Annotated in this window: 24 protein-coding genes, 2 tRNA genes and 1 riboswitch; of the genes, 5 read left to right on the top strand and 21 right to left on the bottom strand. The window is 34.8% G+C overall.

Features of this window, described 5'->3' with window-relative positions:
* Positions 1 to 96: 96 nt before the first annotated feature.
* The 6 genes from upp to FC70_RS01790 all read right to left on the bottom strand — a co-directional run bounded on the left by upp (position 97) and on the right by FC70_RS01790 (position 5,644).
* Positions 97 to 726 (bottom strand): uracil phosphoribosyltransferase, encoded by a 630-nt coding sequence (gene upp, locus FC70_RS01815; protein ID WP_057889332.1) that lies wholly within the window; start codon positions 724 to 726, stop codon positions 97 to 99.
* 76 nt (positions 727 to 802) lie between these two features.
* Entirely contained in the window at positions 803 to 2,035 is a 1,233-nt protein-coding gene (gene glyA / locus FC70_RS01810) for a serine hydroxymethyltransferase (protein ID WP_057889331.1), read from the bottom strand.
* 74 nt (positions 2,036 to 2,109) lie between these two features.
* A complete protein-coding gene (locus FC70_RS01805; RefSeq protein ID WP_057889330.1) occupies positions 2,110 to 3,120 on the bottom strand; it encodes an L-threonylcarbamoyladenylate synthase in 1,011 nt (336 codons plus the stop codon).
* A gap of 3 nt (positions 3,121 to 3,123) precedes the next feature.
* Positions 3,124 to 3,978: a peptide chain release factor N(5)-glutamine methyltransferase gene (gene prmC / locus FC70_RS01800; RefSeq protein ID WP_057889329.1), complete on the bottom strand. Its 855-nt coding sequence runs from the start codon at positions 3,976 to 3,978 to the stop codon at positions 3,124 to 3,126.
* On the bottom strand, positions 3,971 to 5,053 hold the full coding sequence (prfA, locus tag FC70_RS01795; RefSeq protein WP_057889328.1) for a peptide chain release factor 1: 1,083 nt from the start codon (positions 5,051 to 5,053) through the stop codon (positions 3,971 to 3,973). Before prfA ends, prmC begins: the two co-directional genes overlap by 8 nt.
* Before the next feature lie 21 nt (positions 5,054 to 5,074).
* Positions 5,075 to 5,644 (bottom strand): thymidine kinase, encoded by a 570-nt coding sequence (locus FC70_RS01790; RefSeq protein WP_057889327.1) that lies wholly within the window; start codon positions 5,642 to 5,644, stop codon positions 5,075 to 5,077.
* Positions 5,645 to 5,927: 283 nt separating this feature from the next.
* Here FC70_RS01790 and FC70_RS01785 point away from each other — a divergent pair, with 283 nt between their 5' ends.
* Positions 5,928 to 7,271: a Mur ligase family protein gene (locus FC70_RS01785; RefSeq protein ID WP_057889326.1), complete on the top strand. Its 1,344-nt coding sequence runs from the start codon at positions 5,928 to 5,930 to the stop codon at positions 7,269 to 7,271.
* The gene (locus tag FC70_RS01780; protein ID WP_057889325.1) at positions 7,271 to 7,978 is read left to right on the top strand and encodes a type 1 glutamine amidotransferase; all 708 of its coding nucleotides are present in this window, start codon (positions 7,271 to 7,273) and stop codon (positions 7,976 to 7,978) included. The genes FC70_RS01785 and FC70_RS01780 overlap by 1 nt, the downstream gene beginning before the upstream one ends.
* A gap of 55 nt (positions 7,979 to 8,033) precedes the next feature.
* Here FC70_RS01780 and FC70_RS01775 read toward each other — a convergent pair whose 3' ends face one another.
* The 5 genes from FC70_RS01775 to FC70_RS01755 form a co-directional block, all read right to left on the bottom strand.
* Positions 8,034 to 9,836, bottom strand: a complete 1,803-nt coding sequence (locus tag FC70_RS01775) for a glycerophosphoryl diester phosphodiesterase membrane domain-containing protein (RefSeq protein ID WP_057889324.1) — start codon at positions 9,834 to 9,836, stop codon at positions 8,034 to 8,036.
* A gap of 90 nt (positions 9,837 to 9,926) precedes the next feature.
* Positions 9,927 to 10,943, bottom strand: a complete 1,017-nt coding sequence (locus FC70_RS01770; RefSeq protein WP_057889323.1) for a serine hydrolase domain-containing protein — start codon at positions 10,941 to 10,943, stop codon at positions 9,927 to 9,929.
* A gap of 14 nt (positions 10,944 to 10,957) precedes the next feature.
* The gene (locus FC70_RS01765; RefSeq protein WP_057889322.1) at positions 10,958 to 12,793 is read right to left on the bottom strand and encodes an ABC transporter ATP-binding protein; all 1,836 of its coding nucleotides are present in this window, start codon (positions 12,791 to 12,793) and stop codon (positions 10,958 to 10,960) included.
* Positions 12,786 to 14,528 (bottom strand): ABC transporter ATP-binding protein, encoded by a 1,743-nt coding sequence (locus tag FC70_RS01760; RefSeq protein WP_057889321.1) that lies wholly within the window; start codon positions 14,526 to 14,528, stop codon positions 12,786 to 12,788. Before FC70_RS01760 ends, FC70_RS01765 begins: the two co-directional genes overlap by 8 nt.
* A gap of 36 nt (positions 14,529 to 14,564) precedes the next feature.
* On the bottom strand, positions 14,565 to 15,014 hold the full coding sequence (locus tag FC70_RS01755) for a MarR family winged helix-turn-helix transcriptional regulator (RefSeq protein ID WP_057889320.1): 450 nt from the start codon (positions 15,012 to 15,014) through the stop codon (positions 14,565 to 14,567).
* 316 nt (positions 15,015 to 15,330) lie between these two features.
* Between FC70_RS01755 and FC70_RS01750 the strand changes: the two genes are divergently transcribed.
* Positions 15,331 to 16,665: a gluconate:H+ symporter gene (locus FC70_RS01750; protein ID WP_057889319.1), complete on the top strand. Its 1,335-nt coding sequence runs from the start codon at positions 15,331 to 15,333 to the stop codon at positions 16,663 to 16,665.
* 57 nt (positions 16,666 to 16,722) lie between these two features.
* On the opposite strand, the gene FC70_RS01745 is transcribed toward FC70_RS01750, so the two are convergent.
* The 4 genes from FC70_RS01745 to FC70_RS01730 form a co-directional block, all read right to left on the bottom strand.
* Positions 16,723 to 17,757 carry a branched-chain amino acid aminotransferase gene (locus FC70_RS01745; RefSeq protein WP_057889318.1) on the bottom strand — a complete coding sequence of 345 codons (1,035 nt, stop codon included), beginning with the start codon at positions 17,755 to 17,757 and terminating at the stop codon, positions 16,723 to 16,725.
* Between the two features lie 49 nt (positions 17,758 to 17,806).
* Complete coding sequence (locus FC70_RS01740; protein ID WP_057889317.1) at positions 17,807 to 18,520, bottom strand: hypothetical protein; 714 nt, start codon at positions 18,518 to 18,520, stop codon at positions 17,807 to 17,809.
* Positions 18,521 to 18,628: 108 nt separating this feature from the next.
* Positions 18,629 to 18,701, bottom strand: a tRNA-Glu gene (locus tag FC70_RS01735).
* 55 nt (positions 18,702 to 18,756) lie between these two features.
* The gene (locus FC70_RS01730) at positions 18,757 to 19,086 is read right to left on the bottom strand and encodes a hypothetical protein (RefSeq protein WP_057889316.1); all 330 of its coding nucleotides are present in this window, start codon (positions 19,084 to 19,086) and stop codon (positions 18,757 to 18,759) included.
* A gap of 132 nt (positions 19,087 to 19,218) precedes the next feature.
* Here FC70_RS01730 and FC70_RS01725 point away from each other — a divergent pair.
* Positions 19,219 to 19,291, top strand: a tRNA-Gln gene (locus FC70_RS01725).
* A 467-nt stretch (positions 19,292 to 19,758) separates the two neighbouring features.
* On the opposite strand, the gene FC70_RS01720 is transcribed toward FC70_RS01725, so the two are convergent.
* The 5 genes from FC70_RS01720 to thiW all read right to left on the bottom strand — a co-directional run bounded on the left by FC70_RS01720 (position 19,759) and on the right by thiW (position 22,370).
* Positions 19,759 to 20,343: a hypothetical protein gene (locus FC70_RS01720; RefSeq protein ID WP_057889315.1), complete on the bottom strand. Its 585-nt coding sequence runs from the start codon at positions 20,341 to 20,343 to the stop codon at positions 19,759 to 19,761.
* A 7-nt stretch (positions 20,344 to 20,350) separates the two neighbouring features.
* Positions 20,351 to 21,004 (bottom strand): hypothetical protein, encoded by a 654-nt coding sequence (locus FC70_RS01715; protein ID WP_057889314.1) that lies wholly within the window; start codon positions 21,002 to 21,004, stop codon positions 20,351 to 20,353.
* Between the two features lie 84 nt (positions 21,005 to 21,088).
* The gene (locus FC70_RS01710; protein ID WP_057889313.1) at positions 21,089 to 21,268 is read right to left on the bottom strand and encodes a hypothetical protein; all 180 of its coding nucleotides are present in this window, start codon (positions 21,266 to 21,268) and stop codon (positions 21,089 to 21,091) included.
* A gap of 139 nt (positions 21,269 to 21,407) precedes the next feature.
* On the bottom strand, positions 21,408 to 21,776 hold the full coding sequence (locus tag FC70_RS01705) for an iron chaperone (protein ID WP_057889312.1): 369 nt from the start codon (positions 21,774 to 21,776) through the stop codon (positions 21,408 to 21,410).
* Between the two features lie 84 nt (positions 21,777 to 21,860).
* Positions 21,861 to 22,370 carry an energy coupling factor transporter S component ThiW gene (thiW, locus tag FC70_RS01700; protein ID WP_057889311.1) on the bottom strand — a complete coding sequence of 170 codons (510 nt, stop codon included), beginning with the start codon at positions 22,368 to 22,370 and terminating at the stop codon, positions 21,861 to 21,863.
* 54 nt (positions 22,371 to 22,424) lie between these two features.
* Positions 22,425 to 22,522: riboswitch (TPP riboswitch) on the bottom strand.
* Between the two features lie 109 nt (positions 22,523 to 22,631).
* Between thiW and FC70_RS01695 the strand changes: the two genes are divergently transcribed.
* Positions 22,632 to 23,600: an asparaginase gene (locus FC70_RS01695; protein WP_057889310.1), complete on the top strand. Its 969-nt coding sequence runs from the start codon at positions 22,632 to 22,634 to the stop codon at positions 23,598 to 23,600.
* A gap of 42 nt (positions 23,601 to 23,642) precedes the next feature.
* Here the strand turns inward: FC70_RS01695 and FC70_RS01690 are convergent, their stop codons facing one another.
* Positions 23,643 to 24,992, bottom strand: a complete 1,350-nt coding sequence (locus tag FC70_RS01690; RefSeq protein ID WP_057889309.1) for a glucose-6-phosphate isomerase — start codon at positions 24,990 to 24,992, stop codon at positions 23,643 to 23,645.
* Between the last annotated feature and the right edge of the window lie 41 nt (positions 24,993 to 25,033).

The raw sequence follows: 25,033 nt of genomic DNA, 5'->3' as shown, positions 1-25,033 counted from the left end.
ATCACTGTTTCATTGTACCGCAAGCGTTAGTTAATAATTTCAAAGATTTGCATAAAAAAAGATTGAACCAAAGTTCAATCTTTTAAATCTCATTTATTATTTAGTTCCAAACAAGCGATCACCAGCATCACCTAGTCCAGGAACGATATATCCATCTTCATTTAATGAATCATCAAGTGAAGCAGTATAGATATCAATGTCCGGATGTGCTTCTTGTAAAGCTTTAACGCCTTCTGGTGCAGCTACAAGACATACAAATTTAATTGATGAAGCGCCACGCTTTTTAAGCGCATCAATTGCCATAATTGCTGAACCACCAGTTGCTAACATTGGATCGACAACAAATAATTGTCGTTGATCAATATCAGATGGTAATTTCACAAAATATTCATGTGGCTTTAAGGTTGTTTCATCACGATACATTCCAATATGACCAACTTTGGCTGCTGGAATTAAATCCAGAATTCCATCAACCATACCAAGACCAGCACGTAAAATTGGAACAACTGCAACTTTTTTACCTGTTAATTGTTTACGAGTTGTCTTGATGATTGGTGTCTCTATTTCAACATCTTCAAGTGGCATATCACGAGATACTTCGTAAGCCATTAGCGTTGAAATTTCGTTAACTGTCTCACGGAAATCTTTAGTTCCCATGTTCTTATCACGAATTAATGTTAATTTATGTTGAATTAGTGGATGATCAAGTACTTCAAATTTGCCCATAATCGATTACACTCCTTATAAAAATTCCATATCTATTGTACCAGACATATCACTGGTTCTGTGTAAAAATATCAAATTAATTTACTTTGTGTACACTTGTCAACTCTTTAACTTTATTTTTAACCTCAGCCATGACCTTTTCATCATCATGTTGATTAATCACTTGCAAGATTAAATGTGCAACTTGTTTAGCATCTTCTTCATCAAATCCGCGGCTAGTAACTGCTGGAGTTCCAATCCTAATTCCACTAGTTACAAATGGACTCAATGGTTCATTTGGAATTGATTCTTTATTAGTTGTGATATTTACACTATCTAATAAGTTTTGTAATTCTTTACCATTTACATTTGTATCAACTAAAGAAATATTAAATAAATGATTATCGGTTCCGCCAGAAACAACATGGACGTTATCACTAGCGTTAAATACTTCTGCCATTGCATTAGCATTTTTAACTACTTGCTTAATATAAGTTGTAAATGATGGTTGCAAGTCTTCGTAAAAAGCTTGGGCTTTACCAGCAATTACATGTTCAAGCGGTCCACCTTGGCCTCCAGGAAAAACTGCTGAATTTAATTTTTTAGCATATTTTTCTTGGCTTAAAATCATTCCACCACGAGGTCCACGGAGAGTTTTATGTGTAGTGGTTGTGACCACATCTGCGATTCCAATTGGACTTGGATGAACCCCAGTCGCTACTAAGCCAGCAATATGTGCCATATCAACCATTAAATATGCACCAACCGCGTCAGCGATTTCACGGAATTTATTCCAATCAATAATCCGACTGTATGCCGAGGCTCCAGCTACAATAATTTGTGGCTGAACTTCTTTTGCTTGATCCAAAATTGCATCATAATCTAATAATTCAGTATCCGGATTCAATCCATATCCATATGACTTATAAAATTTACCACTAAAATTAACGGTCGCACCATGTGTAAGATGTCCACCAGCATCCAGCCCCATACCTAGAATCGTGTCACCTGGTTTAAGAAATGCCTGATAAACAGCTGAATTAGCTTGTGAACCTGAATGTGGTTGAACATTAACGTATTCAGCACCAAACAGTTCTTTAGCATGATCAATTGCTAACTGCTCAACTTGATCAACAAATTGACAGCCACCATAATATCTCTTGCCTGGGTACCCTTCAGCATATTTATTGGTAAGTACGCTTCCTTGGGCTTCACGGACAGCATCTGAAACAATGTTTTCTGAAGCAATCAATTCAATTGTATCTTCCTGACGGATTTCTTCTTTCGCAATTGATTGCCATAATTGGTCATCTTTCTTCGCATAGTTCATAGCACACTCTCCTTAAATTTAATGGTATTTAGAGCACAATATGATAATACACCAAAACTAGTCAAAATTTATAATTAAAAGTGTGATCCACCAGCCGATTTTTCTAAACGATTCATATAAGCTAACCCTAAGTCATTGGCTTCAAACGATTGCACCATGATTGTGTTAACTTCTGGCTGATCATCAAAATATCTTAATCCCGCAAATAATTGATGACTTGCATCAATTAAAGATTTACCCAAAGAAAAAACTTCGACATTAGAATTTAACTTCATTTGCATTAATTGATCATCAGCAATCATAAGGCCAATTGGTTGTTTCTGCTGATCTAACCATTGATTTAATCGAGACAAGTCAACTTTAGGATCATAAATAGTAACTTGTGCTTTGGGTGAATAATGCGTGTATTTCATACCAGGTGCTTTAGGAACTTCTTTGTCACCTACTTGATGGTGATTATTCGAAATTGAACCAATCACACTTTCAATTTGGCTTTTAGTCACTGCACCTGGTCGTAAGATTACAGGCGTATCCGTTGACATATCAATTACCGTTGACTCAACCCCGACTTTAGTTTCACCATCATCTAAAATACCAGCAATTTTTCCATTTAAGTCATGATATACATGTTGGGCTTTTGTCGGACTAGGCTTGCCAGAAGTATTAGCTGACGGTCCGACAATTGGGCAATTAGCTAATTCAATTAATTTTCTCGTTGCATCATTATCCGGAAATCTAAAGGCAGCCGTATTTAATCCACCCGTAACTGATTTTGATAGTACTCCATCCTTCAATGTAAAAATCATCGTTAATGATCCTGGCCAAAAATGATTCATCAATTGATAAGCACTATCGGGAATAACTTTGGCATACTTCTCCACCGTTTCAATATCAGCCACATGAACAATTAATGGATTATCGCTAGGACGGCCCTTAGCAAGATAAACCTGCTTAACTGCGGCTTCATTGGTTGCATCTGCCCCTAATCCGTAAACCGTTTCGGTTGGAAAAGCAACCAACTGACCATCACTAATCAATTGTGCAGCTTGCTTAATTTCTTTAATTGTAAAAATTTGAGTTTTCATTGCTTACTTGTCACTTTCATTTAAATCGGATATCTTTACCATTCGCATCTTATCATTAATATCATGTTTAGTTTCAACTGTCGCCATAGGCAATATACGGTTTGCCAAATTTTTAATCATCTTTTCCTGACCATATCCAGTTTCAGCAAACAATACTCCCTGAGGCGTCAAGATTTGTTTTAAATTACTAAAGATCTTTTCATAGATTGCTAAACCATGATTATCCGCAAACAATGCCAAATCCGGCACATATTCTAAAACCGACTCATCCATTTCATCACGTTCTTCTTCACCAATATATGGTGGATTAGAAACAATTAAATCAAATTTTTGCTCATCCAAATTAGTAAAAATATCACTCTGGATAAATTCAACCTCAGCATTTAAATCATTGGCGTTCAATGTAGCAACATTTAAAGCTGCTGTAGAAATATCACTCGCCGTTACATTCCAATTTGGCCGTTCTAATTTTAAAGTAATTCCAATTACACCACTACCAGTACCTAAATCAAGTACCTTTAATGGTTGTTCACCAAATTCCGTTAATACCCACTCAACTAATTCCTCAGTTTCATTTTCTGGAATTAGCACTTGATCATTAACCGTAAATGTTCGTCCAAAAAAAGGGGCCTTCCCAGCAATATATTGAGCTGGCTCATTTTGCATTAAACGTTCAACCTGAGATTTAAAAATTTCAAATTCAAAATCAATCATTTCATCATTACGATGTAAAACCAATTGGGTTGGCGTCCAATCATGTTCAGCTTCTAATAAAAACTCAGGTGCTGTGGGATCAATATTACTCTGGATATAAGAAGAAGCCCAATTAAGGGCTTCTCGATAGGTTGGATTATTCATCACGAAGTTGCTCCATTTTTTCTGCTTGATCGGCAATAACCAAGGCATCAATCACGTCTTCCAATTCGCCACTCATAATTCGATCTAATTTATTCAAAGTTAATCCAATCCGATGATCCGTAACTCGGTTTTGCGGATAGTTATAAGTCCGAATTCGTTCAGAACGATCTCCGGTTCCGACAGCCGATTTACGTTGTTCATTGTATGCACTTTCTTCTTTTTGTGAATAGTAATCATACACACGGGCTTTTAAGATTTGCATTGCTTTAGCACGGTTTTGTTGTTGTGATCGTTGATCTTGCATTGCTACCACAATTCCAGTTGGTAAATGCGTCATCCGCACGGCTGATGATGTCTTATTGATATGTTGTCCACCAGCTCCTGATGAACGATAAACATCAGTCCGAATATCCTTATCTTCAAGTTCAATATCCACGTCTTCGGCTTCAGGCATCACCCCAACCGTTGCCGTTGAGGTATGAATTCGTCCTGCTGATTCAGTAGTTGGAATCCGTTGAACTCGATGGGCACCATTTTCATACTTCAATTTAGAATAGACACTAGCACCACTAATCATTAGTACAATTTCTTTAAAACCACCAACCTCAGTTTGACTTTGATCAACGATTTCAACTGTCCAGTTTTGCTTTTCAGCATATCGTGAATACATTTCAAATAAGTCAGCAGCAAATAGACTGGCTTCATCCCCACCAGCAGCACCATGAATTTCCATAATAATATTTTTATCATCATTAGGATCTTTAGGTAATAATAAAACTTTTAATTCATTTTCTAAATTTTCTTGTTGTTCACGTGATTCAGTTAGTTCTTCCTTAGTCAACTGAGCCATTTCATCATCTAAGTTTTCACGAAGTAACTCTTCATCATCTTTAACTTGCTGAACCACTTTTTTATATTCTGTATACTTTTCAACCGTTTCACGTAAATTACCCTCTTCTTTTGAGAGATCCATAAACCGGTTAGTATCAGAAATAATATCTGGATCACTAAGTAATTCATTTACTTCATCGTAACGATCGGCGACCGATTGTAATTTATCAAATATTTCGTTCATTAAGTATTTTCTCCTAGTTTCCTAAACAGTTGGGTCGAAATAGTGACGTCGACAAACTGGATAGTAAGCTTCATTACCACCAATTTGAACTTGTTCACCTTCATAAACAGGCTTGCCATCAAGCATTCGTAAATTAAAACTGGCCTTTTTCTTACAAAACCAACAGATTGTCTTCATTTCTTCAATTTTATCAGCATAAATTAAAAGATATTTAGAGCCTTCAAATAATTCATTACGAAAATCATTCTTTAATCCAAATGTCATCACTGGAATCTTTAAATCATCAACAACTTTAGTTAGTTGTAAAATATGTTCCTTGGTTAAAAATTGGGCTTCATCAACTAACACACAAGCTGCATCTGGATTAGTTTTTTTAACATAATCAAATACATTAGTTTCATGCATAATTGGTAATGCTTCTCGTTTCAAGCCAATTCGACTTGAAATCATCCCAACACCTGAACGATTATCAATGCCGCTTGTCATCATAATTACTGACTTGCCTTGCTCTTCATAATTGTAAGCAACTTTCAAAATTTCAATTGATTTACCAGAGTTCATTGCACCGTATTTAAAGAATAATTGTGCCAAGTCATTTCACCTTTTTCCTTACATAGTCCTTAACAGTATACCGAAAAAAAAAGTTTTTGTGAACAGACAAGTCCAGATCCTTCGAAATAGATGACTAACTTTACTTAGATTACTCGACAATCTGCCCTTTTTTAGATAAACTCAAGGTTCAAGGTTTATCAATAAGCTATTAATAACATCAATATTAATTTATTAAATTTGTGTAAATTACGTAATCAAAATTAGTTAAATAAAAAAATAAGTCTATGCTTAATTTAACAACGTATAACGGGAGGAAATTTCCATGTCAATCAAAAGTTCATTGGCTGCTGCTGCTGGAAAATCTAGCTATTGGTTTCTACATACTTTTTTCCATGGCGGTAGTTCGCTACCAGGTAAAGTCACAATTGCCCTTGACCCAAACATTTTAAGTGCCTTTGGTCAAAAATATGACGTTGTGATTATCACTGGTACTAATGGAAAAACACTTACTACCGCACTTAGCGTAAAAGTTCTTAAAGAAAAATATGATCAAGTCGTTACTAATCCAACTGGTTCTAATATGGAACAAGGAATTGTGACAACTTTCATTACTGCACCTAAATCAAAAAATGGTAAACCAATTGCTGTGCTTGAAGTTGATGAAGCCAATGTGGTTAAGGTCACTAAACATATTCAGCCCATTGCCTTTGTCTTTACTAACTTGTTTCGTGATCAAATGGATCGTTATGGCGAATTATATACAACCTACCAAAAGATTCTCGATGGCGTTGCTAATGCCCCTGAAGCTACTATCATCGCTAATGGCGACGCAATGATTTTCAACTCAAAGAAATTACCAAATAAAATTATTTACTACGGTTTTAATCATCTTCCTACAAGTGACATTAAAGCCCCTTCCAACACAGATAGTGTCCTTTGCCCTAAATGTAATCACATTCTTCATTATGGTTTCATTACTTATGGCAATCTTGGCGATTATTTCTGTCCAAATTGTGATTTCAAACGTCCTAAATTAGCACATCAAGTAACTAAAATTAATGAACTCACGCCAACAAGTTCTTCATTTGAAATTGACGGCGACCCTTTCTCAATTCAAATTGGTGGAACCTACAACATCTATAACGCTTTAGCTGCCTACACTCTAGGCCGTTTCCTAGACGTTCCCGCTGATAAAATTCGTAATGCTTTTGAAAATGATAGCCGTGTTTTTGGTCGCCAAGAAGTTATTAACGTTGGCGATAAACAAGTTACATTAATCCTTGTTAAAAACCCAGTTGGCTTAAATCAAGTTATTGATATGATTTTATCTGATAATGACCCATTTTCATTTGTTGGTTTATTAAACGCCAATTACGCTGACGGTATTGATACTAGTTGGATTTGGGATGGTAATTTTGAAAAACTAAAAGAACATGATATTCCACAATTCATTACTGGTGGCGAACGATATAAAGATATTACTTTCCGTCTTAAAGTGGCTGGCATTGATGACCCCATTATTGAACCTCATCTTAAAGATGTTGTTCAACGAATTACTGAGGTTCCAACTAAAAAAGTTTATGTTTTGGCAACTTACACTGCCGTCTTACAACTTCGTAATCAATTAGCTGATCAAAAATTAATCAAGGAAGGAATGGATGCTTAATGGCAAAATATCGTTTAAATCTTGTACATTTATATGGTGATTTATTAAATACTTATGGCGATGTTGGTAATATTTTAGCTTTACAATATTACGCCCGCCAAATGGATACAGAAATTGAAACAACCGTTGTTAGCACTGAAGATACCTTCGATGATACTGATTTTGATATTGCTTTTTTCGGTGGTGGTCAAGATTACGAGCAGGTTATTGTCTCAAAAGATATTCAAAGTAAAAAAGTTGAAATTCAAAAATTCATTAATGATGATAAACCAATGCTTGCAATTTGTGGTGGCTATCAATTATTAGGACACTATTACCTTAGTGCTAAAGGCGAACGGATTCCGGGTATCGGCGTATTAAATCACTATACGATAAATCAGCATGATAGTCGTTTCATCGGTGATATTACCATTAAAAACGAAGAAACCGGCGAAGTTTATCATGGCTTTGAAAACCATAGCGGCATGACTTTCCTTGGCGATGGCGAAAAACCTTTAGGTACGGTTATTTCTGGAAAAGGTAATAATGATAAAGATAATTATGAAGGTGCCATTTATAAAGAAACCTACTGTTCATACTTTCACGGACCAATCTTAACTCGTAATGGTTTACTAGCTAAACGAATGATTCTCAAAGCACTACACAATAAATATCCAAATGAAGATTTTTCAGTTCAAGAACAATATCAAGTTTTACCAACTTTCTAAATAAATAGGACTTCACCCCAATTTGGGTGAAGTCCTATTTATTTAACTACTTACATTAATTTTGCGCTGTTCCACTAATACCATTTAATTGATTTGTATAAATCATTAATTGATTAGCATATGACGGATGATCCTTATTATCTGTTATAACTTCCTGAAGAGTCGAAGTATCATCAGTAATAATACCATCAACATTTAAGAATAATAATCGTTGCATTTGGTCAGGATCATTAACCGTCCAAGCAAAAACTTTTTTACCATGTTGATGTGCTTGATCCATGAAATTTTGTGTTAATGTCGTTTCCTCCATCGTATAAGCATTAGCACTCGTTCGTGGAAAGGCTAAGTTATAAGGTAAGATAAAACTCGTTATCAGTTTAGGCGACTGATCTTTAACTTTTTTAACTACTGGATAATCTAATGAATGAATATAGTTACCATCCGCCAACATCCTGGATTGATACTCTGTCAAGAAATTAGATACCATATTAGGGCTATCATATTTAGAAGTTTTAATTTCAACTAATAATTTTTGATGATTATCTTCTGCTACTGATAAATACTCATTAAAACTAGCAATTTTAGCTGACTTTCCATTTTCACTTACTGTTAGTCGAGTTAATTCTGACAAAGTAAGATCATGAATTTGTTTATTTACACCAGCCAATTTGTTTAAATTACCATCATGCATCACCACAAATTGGTGATCCTTAGTTTCTTGGACATCCATCTCAACAAAATCCGGCTTTTCTTTAGCTGTTTTTTCAAGAGCTGGAATTGTATTCTGAACTCCATTTTGGTTATCTACCCCTCGATGGGCAATCACTAATGGCGGCTCAATTAAAGCACCTTTAAAATATAAAAAATTATATGTGGCAACCGATCCTCCTACGATAAGAATTAAGCCAATTGCCGAGAAACGTTTTAATTTTTTAAACTTAGCTTGCTTAATAACTATTTTTGTTTCATTAACTAACTTTCCATTGAATTCATCAAGTACAATATTGATAATAAAAACAATTCCAACTGCCATTATAAATTGGTTAATTACTTCTAAAATCATTAAATTTGTTACAGCTCCAAACAACGCAATTGAAGGCATATACTTATCTAAATAGGTTTGCAGTATATATAAAATTCCACGGCTAATAATCTCAACTAAAATCAATAAAAATGAACTAGCAATTAATTTAATTATAATTTTTAAGCAACGTTTATTTGTTTCTATCCAACTATTCTTTAATAACGTTATTGTTGATGAATGTCGATTCATAGTTCTTGGTAAAAAAGTTATCATCTTAATCGATAAAAAAAGTGATAATGCTGTAATAATAACGATTGGCACCCAAATGAAGACTGACGACCCCATATCATCCAGAATAAAAACCGGAATTGTAATTTTCGAAAGTAATTCCGATTGAAATAGCACTTTACCGAATGGTACTACGACAATCAAATATGCAAAGGTCACTAACATCGTTGAAATCCGAAGATGTTTTAGATCTCTAATTCTTTCTTTTAAAACTGACCATGTTGAAAATCTTCGATTTATACGAATATTAGCAATAATTACCATCCAAAAAGTGAACTGTAAATAAGCCGTAATTAAGGTTACGACCACTATCAGCAATAAAATCATTACGAAAATTGGATGAGAAATAATTACATCGATCATATTGGTATACGATAAATATTGAATATTGGCTATTTTCATCGCTCTTTGAACTAGCCAGGTTAAAACCGGCACAATAACTTGCCCAATAATTGCACTTGTTCCAATAGTCAATAAAATTAAATAACCCCAATGTTGGCTAAATTGCATCCAATATCGCCGATACATCCCCATTATTTTTCTCATAATCTCCTCCAAAAAAAGAAGTCCTCAATTAACTGAGGACTTCCAGTAATCCATTATTGTCATTTTAAACATTAACAACTAAAACTACAATTATTTACTTTTTTCTGCTAAGTAAGTGCTAATTATCTCATCTCGTCTTGGTAAATAGATTTGATTATTATCGGATGGATGGACTCGATTAGATAAAAAGACAAATCCCTGATCAGTGCTTACATCAATAATTAGCCAGGTACCAGTATATCCAGTATGATACAAAATATTATGCTTATCGGACTTATCTTGCAATAATTGCCAGCCAAAGGTTCGCCCGTTAAATCCTTGCATTGGTGTTTGATCTTGTTGTAAAGATTCGATGGTGGCTTTAGTTAACAACCCATCTAGCCCGGTCTCAATCATCGAATGCGCAAACTTGGTTAGATCTGGTAACGTAGAAAACATCCCTGCGCTTCCACAATGTTCTCCCAGCGTATAAGCCTTTGGATCATGAACAACTCCACGTATTAATCCTCGATTGGGGTGTAATTGTGTAGGCACACAATTATTCATTTTCGGATTAAAAGTCGAATAATTCATACCTAACTTGTTTAATACTTCGGTTTGAATCACCTGCTGCACTGGTTGGTGATAAAAATATTCAATAATCCAGCCTAAGTAAATAAGACCAATATCAGCATACTTAATTGTTTGATTAAAATTATCGCTTACTGGTAATGCCAGCAATGCTTTAGTTAGATTTTCTGCACTTAATTCATCACGATTCGGAATGTATCCTTCAATTCCGGACGTATGAGTTAATAAATGTCTAATTTTAACTCGAGGATCACCAAATTCCGGCAGATACTTTTGAACAGTATCCTCGACCGATATTTTACCTTCTTGTACTAATTGCATAATTAACGTTGTTGTCCCAATTACCTTAGTTAAAGAAGCAACGTCATATTGCATTCTTGGACGTAATTTTTCTAACTCGGGTGTTAATTCTGCATAACCAAAAACTTCTTTAATTTCTTCATGAGCATCAAAAATGGCATATGAAATTCCAGGAGCAATGCCATCCTCCACCAATTGATGGATTTGTCTAATTGTCTCTGAATATTCATGTGCCATTTTATTTTTACCCTTTAAATTTGATTTCCAAGGAACTGACTATTATATAAATCTGCATAAAACCCGTTACGTTTCATAAGATCATCATGATCTCCAGTTTCTACAATTGAACCGTGATTAACAACAATAATATTCTCTGCATTTCGAATTGTCGATAGGCGATGAGCCACCACAAAACTAGTTCGATTTTGCTGTAGATTATTCATCGCTTTTTGAATTAACGACTCAGTTCGTGTATCAACTGAACTCGTAGCTTCATCCAGAATCAAAATTTCAGGATCGGCGACAAATGCTCGAGCAATGGTAATTAATTGACGCTGGCCTTGTGAAATATTAGAAGCCGACTCATCTAATATCGTATCATAACCATCGGGAAGTTGACGAATAAAACTATCAGCATGTGCTGAACGAGCAGCTTCATAAACTTCTTCATCAGTTGCCGATTCATTACCATATTTAATATTGTCAAAGATAGATCCTGTAAATAGCCAAGTTTCTTGTAGAACCATCGCAAAATGACTGCGAACTTCTTCACGCGTCATATTTCGTGTTTCTTGACCATCTAAGTAGATATTTCCACCTTGAATATCATAGAATCGTTCTAACAAGTTAATAATTGTTGTTTTCCCGGCTCCGGTTGGTCCCACAATCGCCACCATGTCATTCTTTGGCGCTAACAGGTTGAAATCTTTAATTAATGGATTTTCATCGTAACTAAATTCAACATCATCAAAAATTATTTTCGCATTTAAATCAATTGGTTTAGCATCAGCTTGAATATTATCTTCCATTTCTGGTTCATCAAGGACTTCAAAAATCCGTTCAGCTGATGCGATGGTTGCTTGAATTGTATTTGATAAGTTAGCAACTTGTGTAATTGGTTGCGAAAGTTGATTAGTATATTGCAACATTGCTTGGACATTACCTAAAGTAATATTTCCATTAGCAACATCAATCGTTCCCACCACTGCAACTAATAAATAAGTAATATTCTTCGTGAAATTCATCATTGGGAACATTAACATTGAGAAAAATTGAGCTTTCCAAGCAGCTTTATAGTAGTTTTCATTTTGTTCATTAAAACTATCAATTGCATCCGTTTCATGGTTAAACGTTCTAACCACCGTATGACCAGCATAATTTTCTTCAACCTGATTATTTAGTTTACCTAAGCTGGATTGTTGCTTAGCAAATAGTTTTTGTGATTTAGGCGCAATCACCCCGACAATAATCAAACTCAATGGCACAGTAATTAACGCTAACAAGGTTAATTTCCAACTAATTGTCAGCATAAAATACAATACGCCAACGAAAGTCAAAACACTGGTCACGATTTGAACCAAACTTTGTTGTAGTGTACCCGCGATATTATCCATATCATTAATGGCACGACTCATTAAATCACCATTTGAATGGGTATCATAGTAACTAACGGGTACGCGTTGCATCTTCGCTTTAAAATCTTTACGTAGTTGATAAACTACTTTTTGTGAAATCCTTGTCATGACCACTTGTTGAACCATACTAAAGAGTGCTGATATTCCGTATAAAAGTCCAACAACAATTAAAATTTGGAGGATTTTATCAAAGTTAATTGGCAAACTCGTAACGTGTACGCCTGCCTTCATTTCAGCGAATCCCTTAGTTACCCCCACGTAAATTTCGGTGGTCGCTTTCCCTAATACCTTAGGTGCATTAACGGAGAGAATAACCGATACACCACCAAGAATAATCGACATGATTACCCCTGGTACCCAACGTTTCATATATTTAAATAATCGTTTAGTGGTTGGCCAGAAATGACGTGGCTTTTCAATTGGTCCTTTAGACCCGTGATGACCATTATGCATTTTGTCCATCCCCTTCCCGAATTTGTGATTCGACAATTTGTCGATACGTTTCATTAGTGGCTTTCAAGTCAGCATGTGTTCCTTGACCAACTACTTTACCATCATCCATAACTAAGATTAAATCAGCATCGGCAACCGTTGAAATTCGTTGAGCCACAATGACACTAACAGCTTTTTGAACATTTTTATCATCTTTCAATGCTAATCGTAATTCCGCATCAGTTTTGAAATCCAATGCAGAAAATGAATCATCAAAAATATAAATTGATGCTGACTTAATGATTGTTCGTGCAATTGCTAATCGTTGACGTTGACCACCAGAGAAATTATCCCCATTTTGTTCAACAGTCGCATCTAGCCCACCGTTTTCTTCAACAAAATCACGTGAGCGCGCAATTTCTAGTGCTTGCCAAATTTCATCATCGGTTGCATCAGCTTTACCATATTGCATGTTTGAACGGATTGTACCCTTAAACAGAACGGCTTTTTGCTGTGTTATTGAGATAGCTTGATGTAATTCATTTTGGCTAATCAAAGCATTATTTTGACCGTTAACCTTGATTTCACCATGATCTGCACTAAATAGACGAGGAATCAAGTTAACCAACGTTGACTTACCTGATCCCGTTCCACCAATAATGGCTACCGTTTGACCAGCCGTTGCTTTAAAATTGATGTTTTCTAATGCCTTGTTCTCAGCACCACGATAACTAAAATCAACATGATCAAATTCCAATGAAGCTGGTTTAGTTTGATCAAATACCTTTAAATCATCCCCAGTAGCATCTTTCACACTACTTTCACGATTTAAAACTTCGTTAATTCGTTGACCCGAAGCTTGTGCACGAGGAATCATCACAAAGACCATTGAAAGCATCATAAAGCTCATTAAAATTTGAGTAGCATATGTCATGAAAGCAACTAAATTACCAACTTGCATCGACATATCACCAATCAAGTGTCCACCCAACCAGATAATTCCAATATTGGTGCCACTAAGAATTAGGGTCATAATTGGAAACATAAATGACACGATTGTTTGGGCCTTAGTTGAAGTCATTGTGTAATCTTTATTGGCTTCATCAAATCGATTTTGTTCAAATTGATCCTGATTAAATGACCTGATTACACGTACTCCCGTTAATCCTTCACGAAAAACTAAATTAATGCGATCGGTTTTCTTTTGAATTGATTTAAATAGTGGCACCACAAAATACATAATTGCTATAACACTAATTGCTAATAATGGTAATGAAATTAAAAATACCGATGTTAGCTTAGCTTCACGATTATATGCCAAGACGCCCGCGGCAATTAACATAATTGGCGCTTGCAACATCATTCTTAGCATTGTTACCAAAACGTTTTGAATCTGAATCACATCATTGGTTGTTCGTGTAATCAATGATGAATCACCAAAATCAGTAAACTCACGACTTGAGAAATTAATAATTTTCGAATAGATTTGTGTTCGTAATTTTTGTCCAACTTTCATTGCTTGCGTTGATGCAAAATAAACATTAGCGGCAGCCGCTAACAAACCTAATAAAGAAACCACCAACATTTTCCCACCTTGACGCCAAATATACGCATGATCATTCTGCGCAATTCCTTTATCAATCAAATCTGAAGTAATTGTTGGTAAATATAAATCTGCACTGACTTGTATTAACAAAAATAATACGGCTAGCGCAACAGCCCATAATGCAAAGTTTTTTCGTGCAATTTTAAACAATAGCTTTCTCCTTGTAATTCATTTTGTCGGACTTATTTAATCGCAGTTCGATTCAAGATCTTTAGATAGCGAATTAATAATTTTTTGGTAAATCATATCGAGTTGCTCTAAGTCGTCATCATTAAGGTCACCGTAAACAACTTCATTAACTTCATGCCTGATCAAATTGTTTTTAATTAAAAATTGGCGACCTTTATCAGAAATTGAAACTCGCGTGATTCGGCGATCTTTTTCATCTTTAGTCCTAATCACTAATCCCTCGTGTTCCATTTTTTCAAGCAAATCCGTCACTGAAGCTGCTCTAATATGAACGACATCTGCTAATTCTTTTTGCGATAAATTATCATGTTCCATTAAAACGCTGAGTAAATGGCCTTGACCATGATGAATTCCATGTTGTTCAGAGCTTCTCGCTAAACTCGCTCTGCGCATTAGACCAATGACATTAAACATCTGATGTGATAAGTCCTCATAACTCTTCGTCATTGATTAACCTCCCAATATATACTTAGGTACCTAACGATTAACTAATTTACTCTCAACTTATAAACTTGTCAACTAAATTAGCCTTCTTCTATTTAGTCAAAAAATAAGTGTTTAATCGTTTAGCCTTATTAGTTGATTTTTGTATCAACATTCCGTATATTTGTTAACGGTTACAAAGCAAAAAACATGAAAGGAACTTTAAACCTAAATATAGCCATCATTATTGATATTCATGCGATGTAATTCAATTCAGTAATAACGTACTAAAATTTATTTTTGTCGCTGCACTATTACCCCTTATGAGGAGAACAAGAACATGCCCCTAATAACCGTTGTAATTGGCGTTATTTTATTAATATTTTTAATTACTAAACTAAAGCTTAATGCATTTTTATCACTTGTAATTACTGCTTTTGCCGTTGGAATTGCATTAGGAATTCCCGTCGCTAAAATTTCTACCAGTATCGAAACTGGTATTGGTGGTCAATTAGGCCATTTAGCTATTATTTTTGGATTTGGATCAATGCTCGGAAAATTAATTTCTGATGCTGGTGGTGGTTATCGAATTGCCAACAAACTAATTCAAGTTTTTGGAAAAAAACATATTCAAATTGCCGTTATCTTAACTTCATTCATTATTGGATTAGCTCTATTCTTTGAAGTTGGCTTGGTTGTTTTACTACCAATTATCTTCGTAATTGCTCGTGAAGTTGACCTTCCGTTAATGTATTTAGGGGTTCCAATGGCTGCAACTTTAAATGTTGCCCATGGATTTTTACCACCGCATCCTGCACCAACCGCGGTTGCTCAGGTTTTAAATGCACCCCTTGGACACGTTTTATTAATTGGAATTTTAGTTTCAATTCCAACTATTATTATCTCCGGACCCATTTTTAACTGGTGTCTACACAAATTTTATCCACAAGTATATCGGAAAAACATTAATATCTCAGTTTTAGGTGAATATAAAGAATTTAAATTAGAAGAAACTCCTGGTTTTGGTATCAGTGTTTTCACCGCTTTACTTCCAGTATTATTAATCGGAATCGAAACTATTCTTTCATTCATTATTCCCAATAAATCAATCGCTTTTCAAATTATTCAATTTATTGGATCACCCGATCAAGCAATGTTAATTTCATTAATCGTTGGGATCTTTACCATGGGTATTTTCCGTGGCTTAAAGATTACTGCTATTGGTAATGCAATGTCAGAATCAATCAAACAAATTGCCATGATGCTACTAATCATTGGTGGTGGTGGAGCCTTCAAACAAGTACTTGTTGATGGTGGCGTTGCCGATTATATTGGTCAGCTATTCAGCAATACTAGCCTTTCACCAATCATCGTGGCTTGGCTAATTACTGCCCTTCTTCGGATTAGTCTTGGATCATCAACCGTAGCTTCAATTACCGGTGCAAGTTTAGTTACTTCAATCGTAGCTGGTTCTACTGTTGATCCTGTACTGATTGTGCTCGCAATTGGTGCTGGTAGTGTCTTCATGGACCATGTTAATGATGCTGGTTTCTGGATGATTAAAGAATACTTTGGTTTAACCTTAAAAGAAACATTTATTTCTTGGACTACTTTAACTAGTGTGATTGGACTTTCTGGATTAGGATCCGTCCTTCTGGTTTCACTGTTTATGTAGCAAAAAAGATTTCTACTCCTTAATTGGAATAGAAATCTTTTTTTGTGGAATTAAATACTAATCAACTTTAACAATCCAACCTTCAGGACCTTCAATTTCGCCAAATTGAATTCCCGTCAACGTGTCATAAAGCTTTTGAGTAACTGGTCCCACTTCAGTTTCACTATAGAAGACATGTTTCCGATCACCATCAACGATTGCTCCAATTGGTGAAATAACGGCAGCCGTTCCACATGCACCAGCTTCACTAAATTGATCTAGCTGATCAATAAAAATATCACCTTCTTCGACTTGCAAGCCTAATCGATGTTCCGCTAAATAAAGTAATGAATACTTTGTAATACTTGGTAAAATCGAAGGTGATTTGGGGGTAATAAACTTCTTACCATCTTTAGTAATTCCGAAGAAATTAGCTGCGCCAGCTTCTTCAATTTTTTTATGTTCAATTGGATCAAGATAAACTACATCAGAATAACCAGCTTGATGAGCTTCATTACCCGGTAATAAACTAGCAGCATAATTACCACCAACCTTTGATTGGCCCGTTCCTTGGTGCGCTGCACGATCATATTTAGAGGTTACAAAACTAGTTGGTGTCATTCCACCTTTGAAATATGCACCCACTGGCATGGCGAAAATCCGCAAAATATATTCATCAGCTGGATGAACCCCTATGTTATCGCCAACCCCAAACATTACAGGGCGCAAATATAATGTTCCACCAGTTCCATATGGAGGAACAAAATCTTCATTAGCCTTCGTTACTTGTTTAACTGCTTCAATAAATTTGTCAATTGAATAGGCTGGCATCATCATCCGTGCACATGAATCTTGCATCCGTTTAGCATTACGGTCGGGACGAAATAACTGAACTGAACCGTCTTTAGTTCGATAAGCCTTTAAACCTTCAAAATCCGACTGTCCATAATGAAGAACCGTTGATCCTTCACTAATGTGAACTTCTGCATCCTCAGTAAGTTCACCCTCACTCCATTTACCATCTTTCCAAATTGCTTGAAAACGATATGGTAAGTCAAAATAGTTAAATCCTAGATTATTAAAATCAATATCTGTTGCTTTTACTTTTGCCATTTATAATTGCCTCCATATTTTAAGATCATTTATTTTATGATTGTACACATTAATTGAATGATATTTCATCGGTTGGAATAGCTTCAATTAATCCTCTATCATTTTTCCAAGTTACTGATACGTTACCATTACTTCTTTTAAATACAAAAGATATTACTTTTCCACTATTATTTATCACAGCAGTATTAACTTTTACTGTTCTTGTTTCATTATCCGCATTAATAACTTCAATTTTCTTAGTTTTAATCTGTTGATAATGTGCAGTTTGGCTTTCATTAGAAGGTATAGAACTATTTCCTAAATCTGTAAATATTCCATCACCAGTTACATCATCTAGTTCAAATTTAATCCCTCTATATTTAGGCTCAGCACTATTACTTCCTGCATGGATATTAACTGAATATGTTTGATTAGCGTTTATTTCTTCAGTAGATACGGTATAGTTACCAATTTTATTAGTAACTTGATACTCGTCTGGATCAGCATCATTATCAGTTTCTATTGATTCTGAGCTACTTATTTTATTACTTGACGAACTGTCACTATTAACAACACTAGCTGATTCTTCAGAACTCGGTTCTTGTGAATTACCACCGTAAAAAAATATGTACCCTAATCCCAAAAATAATAATACTACTGTCACTAATAAAAATTTAATAATACGTTTATCCCTTACATATATATAATCATCACGCCAATTAGGATCATTACGCCTTTTTCTATAGAAATTATAAGTATGCTTAACTCTCGAGTGCTTGGGCATTAACTACTCCTCCTAAATATCTAATACTATTAACACCATTTATTAAAATAAAAAGGCCTGTCACATCAACGATTTAACACCGTATCATAACAGACCACTACATTAAAATCACCCGCACGGGGATCGAACCCGTAACTTAGCCTTGAGAGGGCCACGTCTTAACCAATTTGACCAGCGGGCAAATTTACTATACTAGTATAGCTATTTAGCGTCGCGAATGTCAATGATATTTAGAGTTATTCAAAAGATAGTTCGAGTAAATAAGTACTCTTGTCAAGAATATGTGAAGTTGTGACCCAGACATCGTGAAAATTAGGAATTTCCTGGTTAGTCATTTCATAAAAGTAATCTAGTAAATCACCATTTTTAGCCACAAAATCTGGTGTAAAGCGATTAACCATTAATTTTTGGTCTGGAAAATAAATATCTGCATCGGCTACTTTAATTTTATCTGAAATATTAAGCCTGATTACATTCGTATACTCTAGTGGTTGTTGATTAATTACATCTGGATGCTGCTTCATATATGTTAAAACATGATAAATCGAATCTGAATTACTAGCCATGATAAATTCCCCTTTCAACTCTCGTATATTATAACAAATGACAATGAAAAGATTAACTGATTAGTCTATAGCTATTGATTGTAAAATTTCAATTCTGTATAATATTAGTGTTACGTTAATCAAAGTTCTTATTGGGCATTAGCCAAATTGGTAAGGCACCGGACTCTGAATCCGCAATTTACTGGTTCGAACCCAGTATGCCCAATTGTTAGTAAATACTCGTTATCATTGATGTTAATAAACATTGATATAACGGGTTTTTTATTACTTTCAATTATTACTATGTAAATAGAGACAAAGAACATATAACTTAAAACCTTGTGAGAATACACTTACGTAGTCCAATAAACAGAAAAAGTATTAATTTACACGTTTTATTTTCTAATACTACAATATTTTTAGGGATTATTGATAAGATATCTACCTGAATATTTTGCTTAGTATAGATAGCGATATTGTATATTAACAATTCACTAAAAAAGCTAACCCAGAAGGATTAGCTTTCCACGAGATAACACTACTTACATGTTTAGACTATCAGTGTAAAGACCGGTAGTCATTTTTTAATACGTAAACAATAAATCATAAGGTTCTTTTGAAGTGCTTCATAATCATTAACTCAAATTAGTTACCCGATGGAGCAGCTTAGTTACTTATACCACAAATACACTATTAACTCTCAATCGATAATGTTTCTAGACTAAAATTGTTAATAATAATGGCAACATTTCTGGCTAATGCCATACCAAATAAGTATTCACTGTTAGTACCATTCATATTGAAAGCTAACGTTAACCGATCATCAAAAGTACCTGTAGCAATTTGAAACATTGGCGCCCTCCTAAACCCACCAGTCATAATTAATGATTTAACTGAAATATCACCAAAGTTTAAATGTTCCTTGTCAAGCACCCCAAAATTAGTATACGCAATTTCGCGAATCTGGTAATTATCATCAACAATAGTTTCTAGTTGTTCAACCGGTTTTGAATGGTAATCCCTTAATAAACTAGAAAGCGCATCAAAACATTGTCGCTGATTCTTTTTTTTCACCATTTCTTGATGTATTCGCTGTATTAAATTCGGAAAAGGTTCAGTTAACTCTGTATTGATTGCCAAAGTATACCGCGAAGTAAGATTAGCAATTTGAACAACATTATTCGCTGTGGTGTTAAATTGGCGTAAGTCGGTTGGACAAACTAAATTGATGCTCTGTGTACCTGCAAAGCTCTGAATAACACGTCCAAATGCACCCATAACTACATCATTTAACCGTTACTTTAGCAAGATGTGTAGCTTGAATTAATTGTTCCGTTTGCAGCTTCGTCAACGTTGCCGAACCAACTTTAAGGCCTGTAGGCGTATCACTTTTAATTTGTGGCAATGACATGAGTTCGTCTAAATTGTTATCTTTTTTATCATTAGTATTCTGGTGCTTTTCAACTAGTTTTTCAAGCCACTCAGTGCTTTGATTATTACGAATATTTTGAATTGAATTTTCGCCATCTGTATAAGCTTTCGCAATCAAATATAATAATTGCTTACTTCCTGCCCCGTCTGTCAAAATATGGCTCACATAAAAAATTAATCGTGTACCCGTTGTCGTTTCATTCCAATAAACGCGTAACTGTGGATTTTTCATCAAGTCCCATTCTTTAGCGTGCTCATCAACATTTCTAACATCTTCAATCACTAAATCAAAAACTTTATCAGTGATTTTAAACCATTGATTAGTTTGCATATTATAGCGATATAAGATTTCAGGAACCACCTTACAAACTCCTTTTAACGCATGTTCAAATCGAGACTTAGATAGGCTTTGTGAAAATTCAAGTTCTATCCGAATGACTGGATATAAGGTATCCAAGCCAATTGTGTGCAGTATATTAAGCGCTTCACCATCATAAACTTCCATCATTGTCCATCTTCTTTGTATTAATTATTGTTTGTTATACTACCTCAAATGATACAGTGTCAATTTTTGATTAATTGATCTACATAATTAAAAGCTACTTTTAATTCCATCAATGAATCCATAAATCATTGGTAATATCAGACCTAAGCATAGCAAAATAAACCCAAGTCGATTCCATTTATTCAAGTTTGAATAAAAATTTTTAATTCCAAATAACATAATTAAAAGTCCACAAAAAGCAACAAAGAAACCAACTGTATAAACCATTTTTCATTATCCACCTTATTATATTTTTATAACTTATAATTGCCTAAATTATACATCAGATGGTCAAACTTATTTCATTTATATTGTTAACAATATAAAAATAGGATTAACCAAATACGTTAATCCTACCAACAATTATTTATCTAAAAAATTTAGTATAACCTTGTTTATCTTGAATATTAAAATCAATCATATTACCAATTAATTCAAAATCGATTTTAGCATTATATGGAATACGAATAATGTTATCCGTAAAGCTATAATCTGCTTTTTCAATTTCAGATTTAAACTTAGCTAACGTGAATGCTTCTGGTGTAAATGCAAAGTTATTTTTTGCAATACTGAAGGCAATAATAAAAGTTCCATGATCAGTGAACATTGGCTGATTCCAAGCAATTTTGCCACCTAAATTCGGGTAATTATCACTGACCCAATTGAGCACTGTTTCTAAAATAATTCGATGATCTTGATCATCTATCTTACTAAGATACTCATCATAAAATTTCATATTTTCCTCCCAATCAAGTTGATTACTGACTACTTGATTAAATGATACCAAATTATTTACATTCCTCAAAAAATAACGATATAGCTATTCTTGTTTAAACTTAGCTAGTTGTGGCACAATTACTGTTTTCCACATCACCTTTAGAATTCCATATCCAATTACTACACCCACTAAAGTACTGATAAAAAAGCTTGGCATGAAAACCCATAGTGCACCCTTAGTTCCTAAAAAGAGACTCGCTATAGGATAAGCAACGATGGCACCAATAATTCCTGAACCAATAATTTCACCTAAGGATGCAAAGATTAATTTACTTGTTCGTTGAAAAATCCAGCCCGTTAAAAATGCCCCAATCATGCTCCCTGGAAATGCTAACACTGTTCCAGTACCCATAATATTACGAATTAACGATGTCAAGAATGCTTGGATTAACGCTGCCCAAGGTCCAAGAATTACTCCCGACATTAAATTAATCAAATGCTGCATTGGTGCAACCTTGGCAACCCCTACCGTAAACTCAAACATACTTCCTCCAACGACCCCAAATGCCACAAATAGTGCGGTTAAAGTTAAACGATAAATTCTTTTATGCATAAAAAATAGCCCTCCTAAGTGAGTGTACACACTAGAAGAGCCCATAATTTCAGAATTAGGGTTCCAACACTTTCCTCCGCTGGTATCATCCAGATCAGGTTCAAGGGTTCGAATTTAATCGTCTCAGCCTATTGGCGCCCCTAGTGTGAAAAATATTTAATTACTCAATGATAGTAACATCTATGAAAAAAATTGTACACTACATTGCAAAGTATCTTAATTCAACTATAATTACCCTATTAACTATAAAGGAGTTTATCCATGAAAAAAATTCTCGTTATTCACACTGGCGGAACTATCTCAATGTCTGAAAATAATACCGGTGCGGTTAATACCAACTCAAGTAATCCGTTAATGAAACAGAATAATTTATCTGATAAAGATATACACGTTACTTCAGAAGAATTTATGAATCTCCCTTCACCACATATGACACCAGAGACAATGTTACAGTTGCAAACTAAAATTAAAAATGAATACCCAAATTACGATGGTTTCGTTGTTACTCACGGGACCGATACTTTAGAAGAAACAGCTTATTTTTTAGATTTAACTTTATCATCAGACAAACCAGTCGTCGTAACTGGGGCTATGCGCTCATCAAATGCAATTGGCTCTGATGGACTTCATAATCTATTAAGCGCCATTAGAATCGCTGCTAATGACGAATCTAAGCAAAAAGGTGTCCTAGTCGAATTAAATGATCAAATTCACGCTGCTCGTTTCGTTACCAAAGCACACACAACAAACGTGGCCACATTTGAATCACCATCAAATGGACCAATTGGCGAAGTCTTACATGATTCAGTTGTTTTTTATTCAATGACAAAATTAATTGCTCCCGTTAAAATCAATAAATTAGTAAGCCATGTCTATCTATTAAAATCATACACTGGAATGGATGCCGATTTATTTATCCATATTGCTAAAAAGCATGCTAATGGATTAGTTATTGAAGGTACCGGTGCTGGTAACTTGCCACCAAACGTTCTGCCTGCGCTACAAACTGTAATTGATAATGATATTCCTGTTTATCTCGTTGCGCGGGGTTATCGCGGCAATCCCGAACCGGTTTACACCTATCAAGGTGGTGGTGAGGAATTAGTAAACATGGGTGTTAATTTTGTTAATGGACTTAACGGACAAAAAGCACGCCTTAAATTGTTGATTGGGCTATCTTCTGGGCTTTCAAATAATGAACTAAAGACCTATCTATCTAATAATTTCTAACAAAAAAAGCAGCCAATCGGCTGCTTTTTTTAACGCATTAAATTATTTTTGACGACTCTTCAATTCTTTACCAATTTCTTCAAATCCAGGCTTACCTAGTAAACCAAACATGTTAGTCTTATAAGCTTCAACTCCTGGTTGGTTAAATGGATTAATTCCATTCAAGTAACCAGAAACACCGATGGCAACTTCAAAGAAATACATTAAGTATCCAAGACTAAATTCATCTTGCTTTGGAATGTTAACGGTCATAACTGGAACTCCACCATCAACATGAGCTAAAACAACGGCTTGATAAGCTTTATCATTAACATAATCCATTGTCTTACCTTGTAAATATTCAAGTCCATCTAGATTGCTATCTTCACTAGGAATCACAACATCATGTTTTGGTTCTTGAACCTTTACAACAGTTTCCATTAAGGTACGACGACCTTCTTGGATATATTGACCTAATGAATGTAAATCAGTTGAAAAGTTAGCTGATGAAGGGTAAATTCCTTTTTGGTCCTTACCTTCAGATTCTCCAGCTAGTTGCTTCCACCATTCAGCAAACATAGTCATTGTTGGTTCGTAATTTTCAAGTAATTCAGTTTCATATCCTTTACGATACAAAATATTACGATAAGCTGCATATTGGTAAGCTTCGTTTTTACTTAGATCAGTATCAACGTATTCATTTTCGGCAGCTCTTGCACCTTCCATCAACTTATCAATGTCAGCACCAGCTGCTGCAATTGGTAATAAACCAACTGCCGTTAGAACAGAGAACCGACCACCAACACCATCAGGAATTACAAATGATTCATAACCTTCTGAATTAGCTTCCGTTTTAAGTGCGCCACGTTCTTTATCAGTTGTAGCGTAAATCCGTGATTTAGCACCATCAGCGCCATATTTTTTAACTAACATTTCCTTGAAAATTCTAAAAGCAATTGAAGGCTCTGTTGTAGTTCCTGATTTTGAAATTACATTAACAGAAAAATCACGATCGCCAATTAATTGAACTAAATCATGTACATATGATGAACTGATTGAATTACCTGCAAATAAAATTTGTGGTGCTTTGCGATCTTCATCAGTTTGAGCTTGGAAAAAGGCATTATTCAAGAAATCAATTGCTGCTCGTGCTCCTAAATATGATCCACCAATACCTATAACAACTAGCACTTTTGAATCTGATTGAATTTTTTGAGCTGCTTTCTTGATACGAGCAAACTCATCTTTATCATAATCAGTTGGTAAATGTAGCCAGTCAGTATATTCTGCACCTGCACCAGTTCCATTACGTAACTGGTCATCGGCAGCATTTACCATTGCTTGCATCTCACCTAATTCGTTAGGTTGAATAAATGTACTAAGATTAGAACTATCAAATGAAATATGAGCCAAAATAATTACCTCTTCCTTTTTTTGATAACATCATTATACAC

It is taken from the genome of Paucilactobacillus oligofermentans DSM 15707 = LMG 22743 (assembly GCF_001434315.1).
Lineage (GTDB): Bacteria > Bacillota > Bacilli > Lactobacillales > Lactobacillaceae > Paucilactobacillus > Paucilactobacillus oligofermentans.
Note: the sequence above shows the minus strand (reverse complement) of the source record. Positions and strands in the feature narration are given on the sequence as shown.

Excerpts from the sequence above, each read along its gene's own strand:
- thiW (WP_057889311.1), bottom strand. The coding sequence starts at position 22,370 with ATGCATAAAAGAATTTATCGTTTAACTTTAACCGCACTATTTGTGGCA.
- FC70_RS01755 (WP_057889320.1), bottom strand. The coding sequence starts at position 15,014 with ATGACGAAGAGTTATGAGGACTTATCACATCAGATGTTTAATGTCATT.
- FC70_RS01720 (WP_057889315.1), bottom strand. The coding sequence starts at position 20,343 with ATGGGTGCATTTGGACGTGTTATTCAGAGCTTTGCAGGTACACAGAGC.
- FC70_RS01780 (WP_057889325.1), top strand. The coding sequence starts at position 7,271 with ATGGCAAAATATCGTTTAAATCTTGTACATTTATATGGTGATTTATTA.
- prfA (WP_057889328.1), bottom strand. The coding sequence starts at position 5,053 with ATGAACGAAATATTTGATAAATTACAATCGGTCGCCGATCGTTACGAT.
- FC70_RS01710 (WP_057889313.1), bottom strand. The coding sequence starts at position 21,268 with ATGGTTTATACAGTTGGTTTCTTTGTTGCTTTTTGTGGACTTTTAATT.
- FC70_RS01695 (WP_057889310.1), top strand. The coding sequence starts at position 22,632 with ATGAAAAAAATTCTCGTTATTCACACTGGCGGAACTATCTCAATGTCT.
- FC70_RS01770 (WP_057889323.1), bottom strand. The coding sequence starts at position 10,943 with ATGGCACATGAATATTCAGAGACAATTAGACAAATCCATCAATTGGTG.
- FC70_RS01740 (WP_057889317.1), bottom strand. The coding sequence starts at position 18,520 with ATGCCCAAGCACTCGAGAGTTAAGCATACTTATAATTTCTATAGAAAA.
- FC70_RS01730 (WP_057889316.1), bottom strand. The coding sequence starts at position 19,086 with ATGGCTAGTAATTCAGATTCGATTTATCATGTTTTAACATATATGAAG.
- upp (WP_057889332.1), bottom strand. The coding sequence starts at position 726 with ATGGGCAAATTTGAAGTACTTGATCATCCACTAATTCAACATAAATTA.
- FC70_RS01775 (WP_057889324.1), bottom strand. The coding sequence starts at position 9,836 with ATGAGAAAAATAATGGGGATGTATCGGCGATATTGGATGCAATTTAGC.
- FC70_RS01745 (WP_057889318.1), bottom strand. The coding sequence starts at position 17,757 with ATGGCAAAAGTAAAAGCAACAGATATTGATTTTAATAATCTAGGATTT.
- FC70_RS01715 (WP_057889314.1), bottom strand. The coding sequence starts at position 21,004 with ATGATGGAAGTTTATGATGGTGAAGCGCTTAATATACTGCACACAATT.
- glyA (WP_057889331.1), bottom strand. The coding sequence starts at position 2,035 with ATGAACTATGCGAAGAAAGATGACCAATTATGGCAATCAATTGCGAAA.
- prmC (WP_057889329.1), bottom strand. The coding sequence starts at position 3,978 with ATGAATAATCCAACCTATCGAGAAGCCCTTAATTGGGCTTCTTCTTAT.
- FC70_RS01785 (WP_057889326.1), top strand. The coding sequence starts at position 5,928 with ATGTCAATCAAAAGTTCATTGGCTGCTGCTGCTGGAAAATCTAGCTAT.
- FC70_RS01750 (WP_057889319.1), top strand. The coding sequence starts at position 15,331 with ATGCCCCTAATAACCGTTGTAATTGGCGTTATTTTATTAATATTTTTA.
- FC70_RS01705 (WP_057889312.1), bottom strand. The coding sequence starts at position 21,776 with ATGAAATTTTATGATGAGTATCTTAGTAAGATAGATGATCAAGATCAT.
- FC70_RS01805 (WP_057889330.1), bottom strand. The coding sequence starts at position 3,120 with ATGAAAACTCAAATTTTTACAATTAAAGAAATTAAGCAAGCTGCACAA.
- FC70_RS01765 (WP_057889322.1), bottom strand. The coding sequence starts at position 12,793 with ATGCATAATGGTCATCACGGGTCTAAAGGACCAATTGAAAAGCCACGT.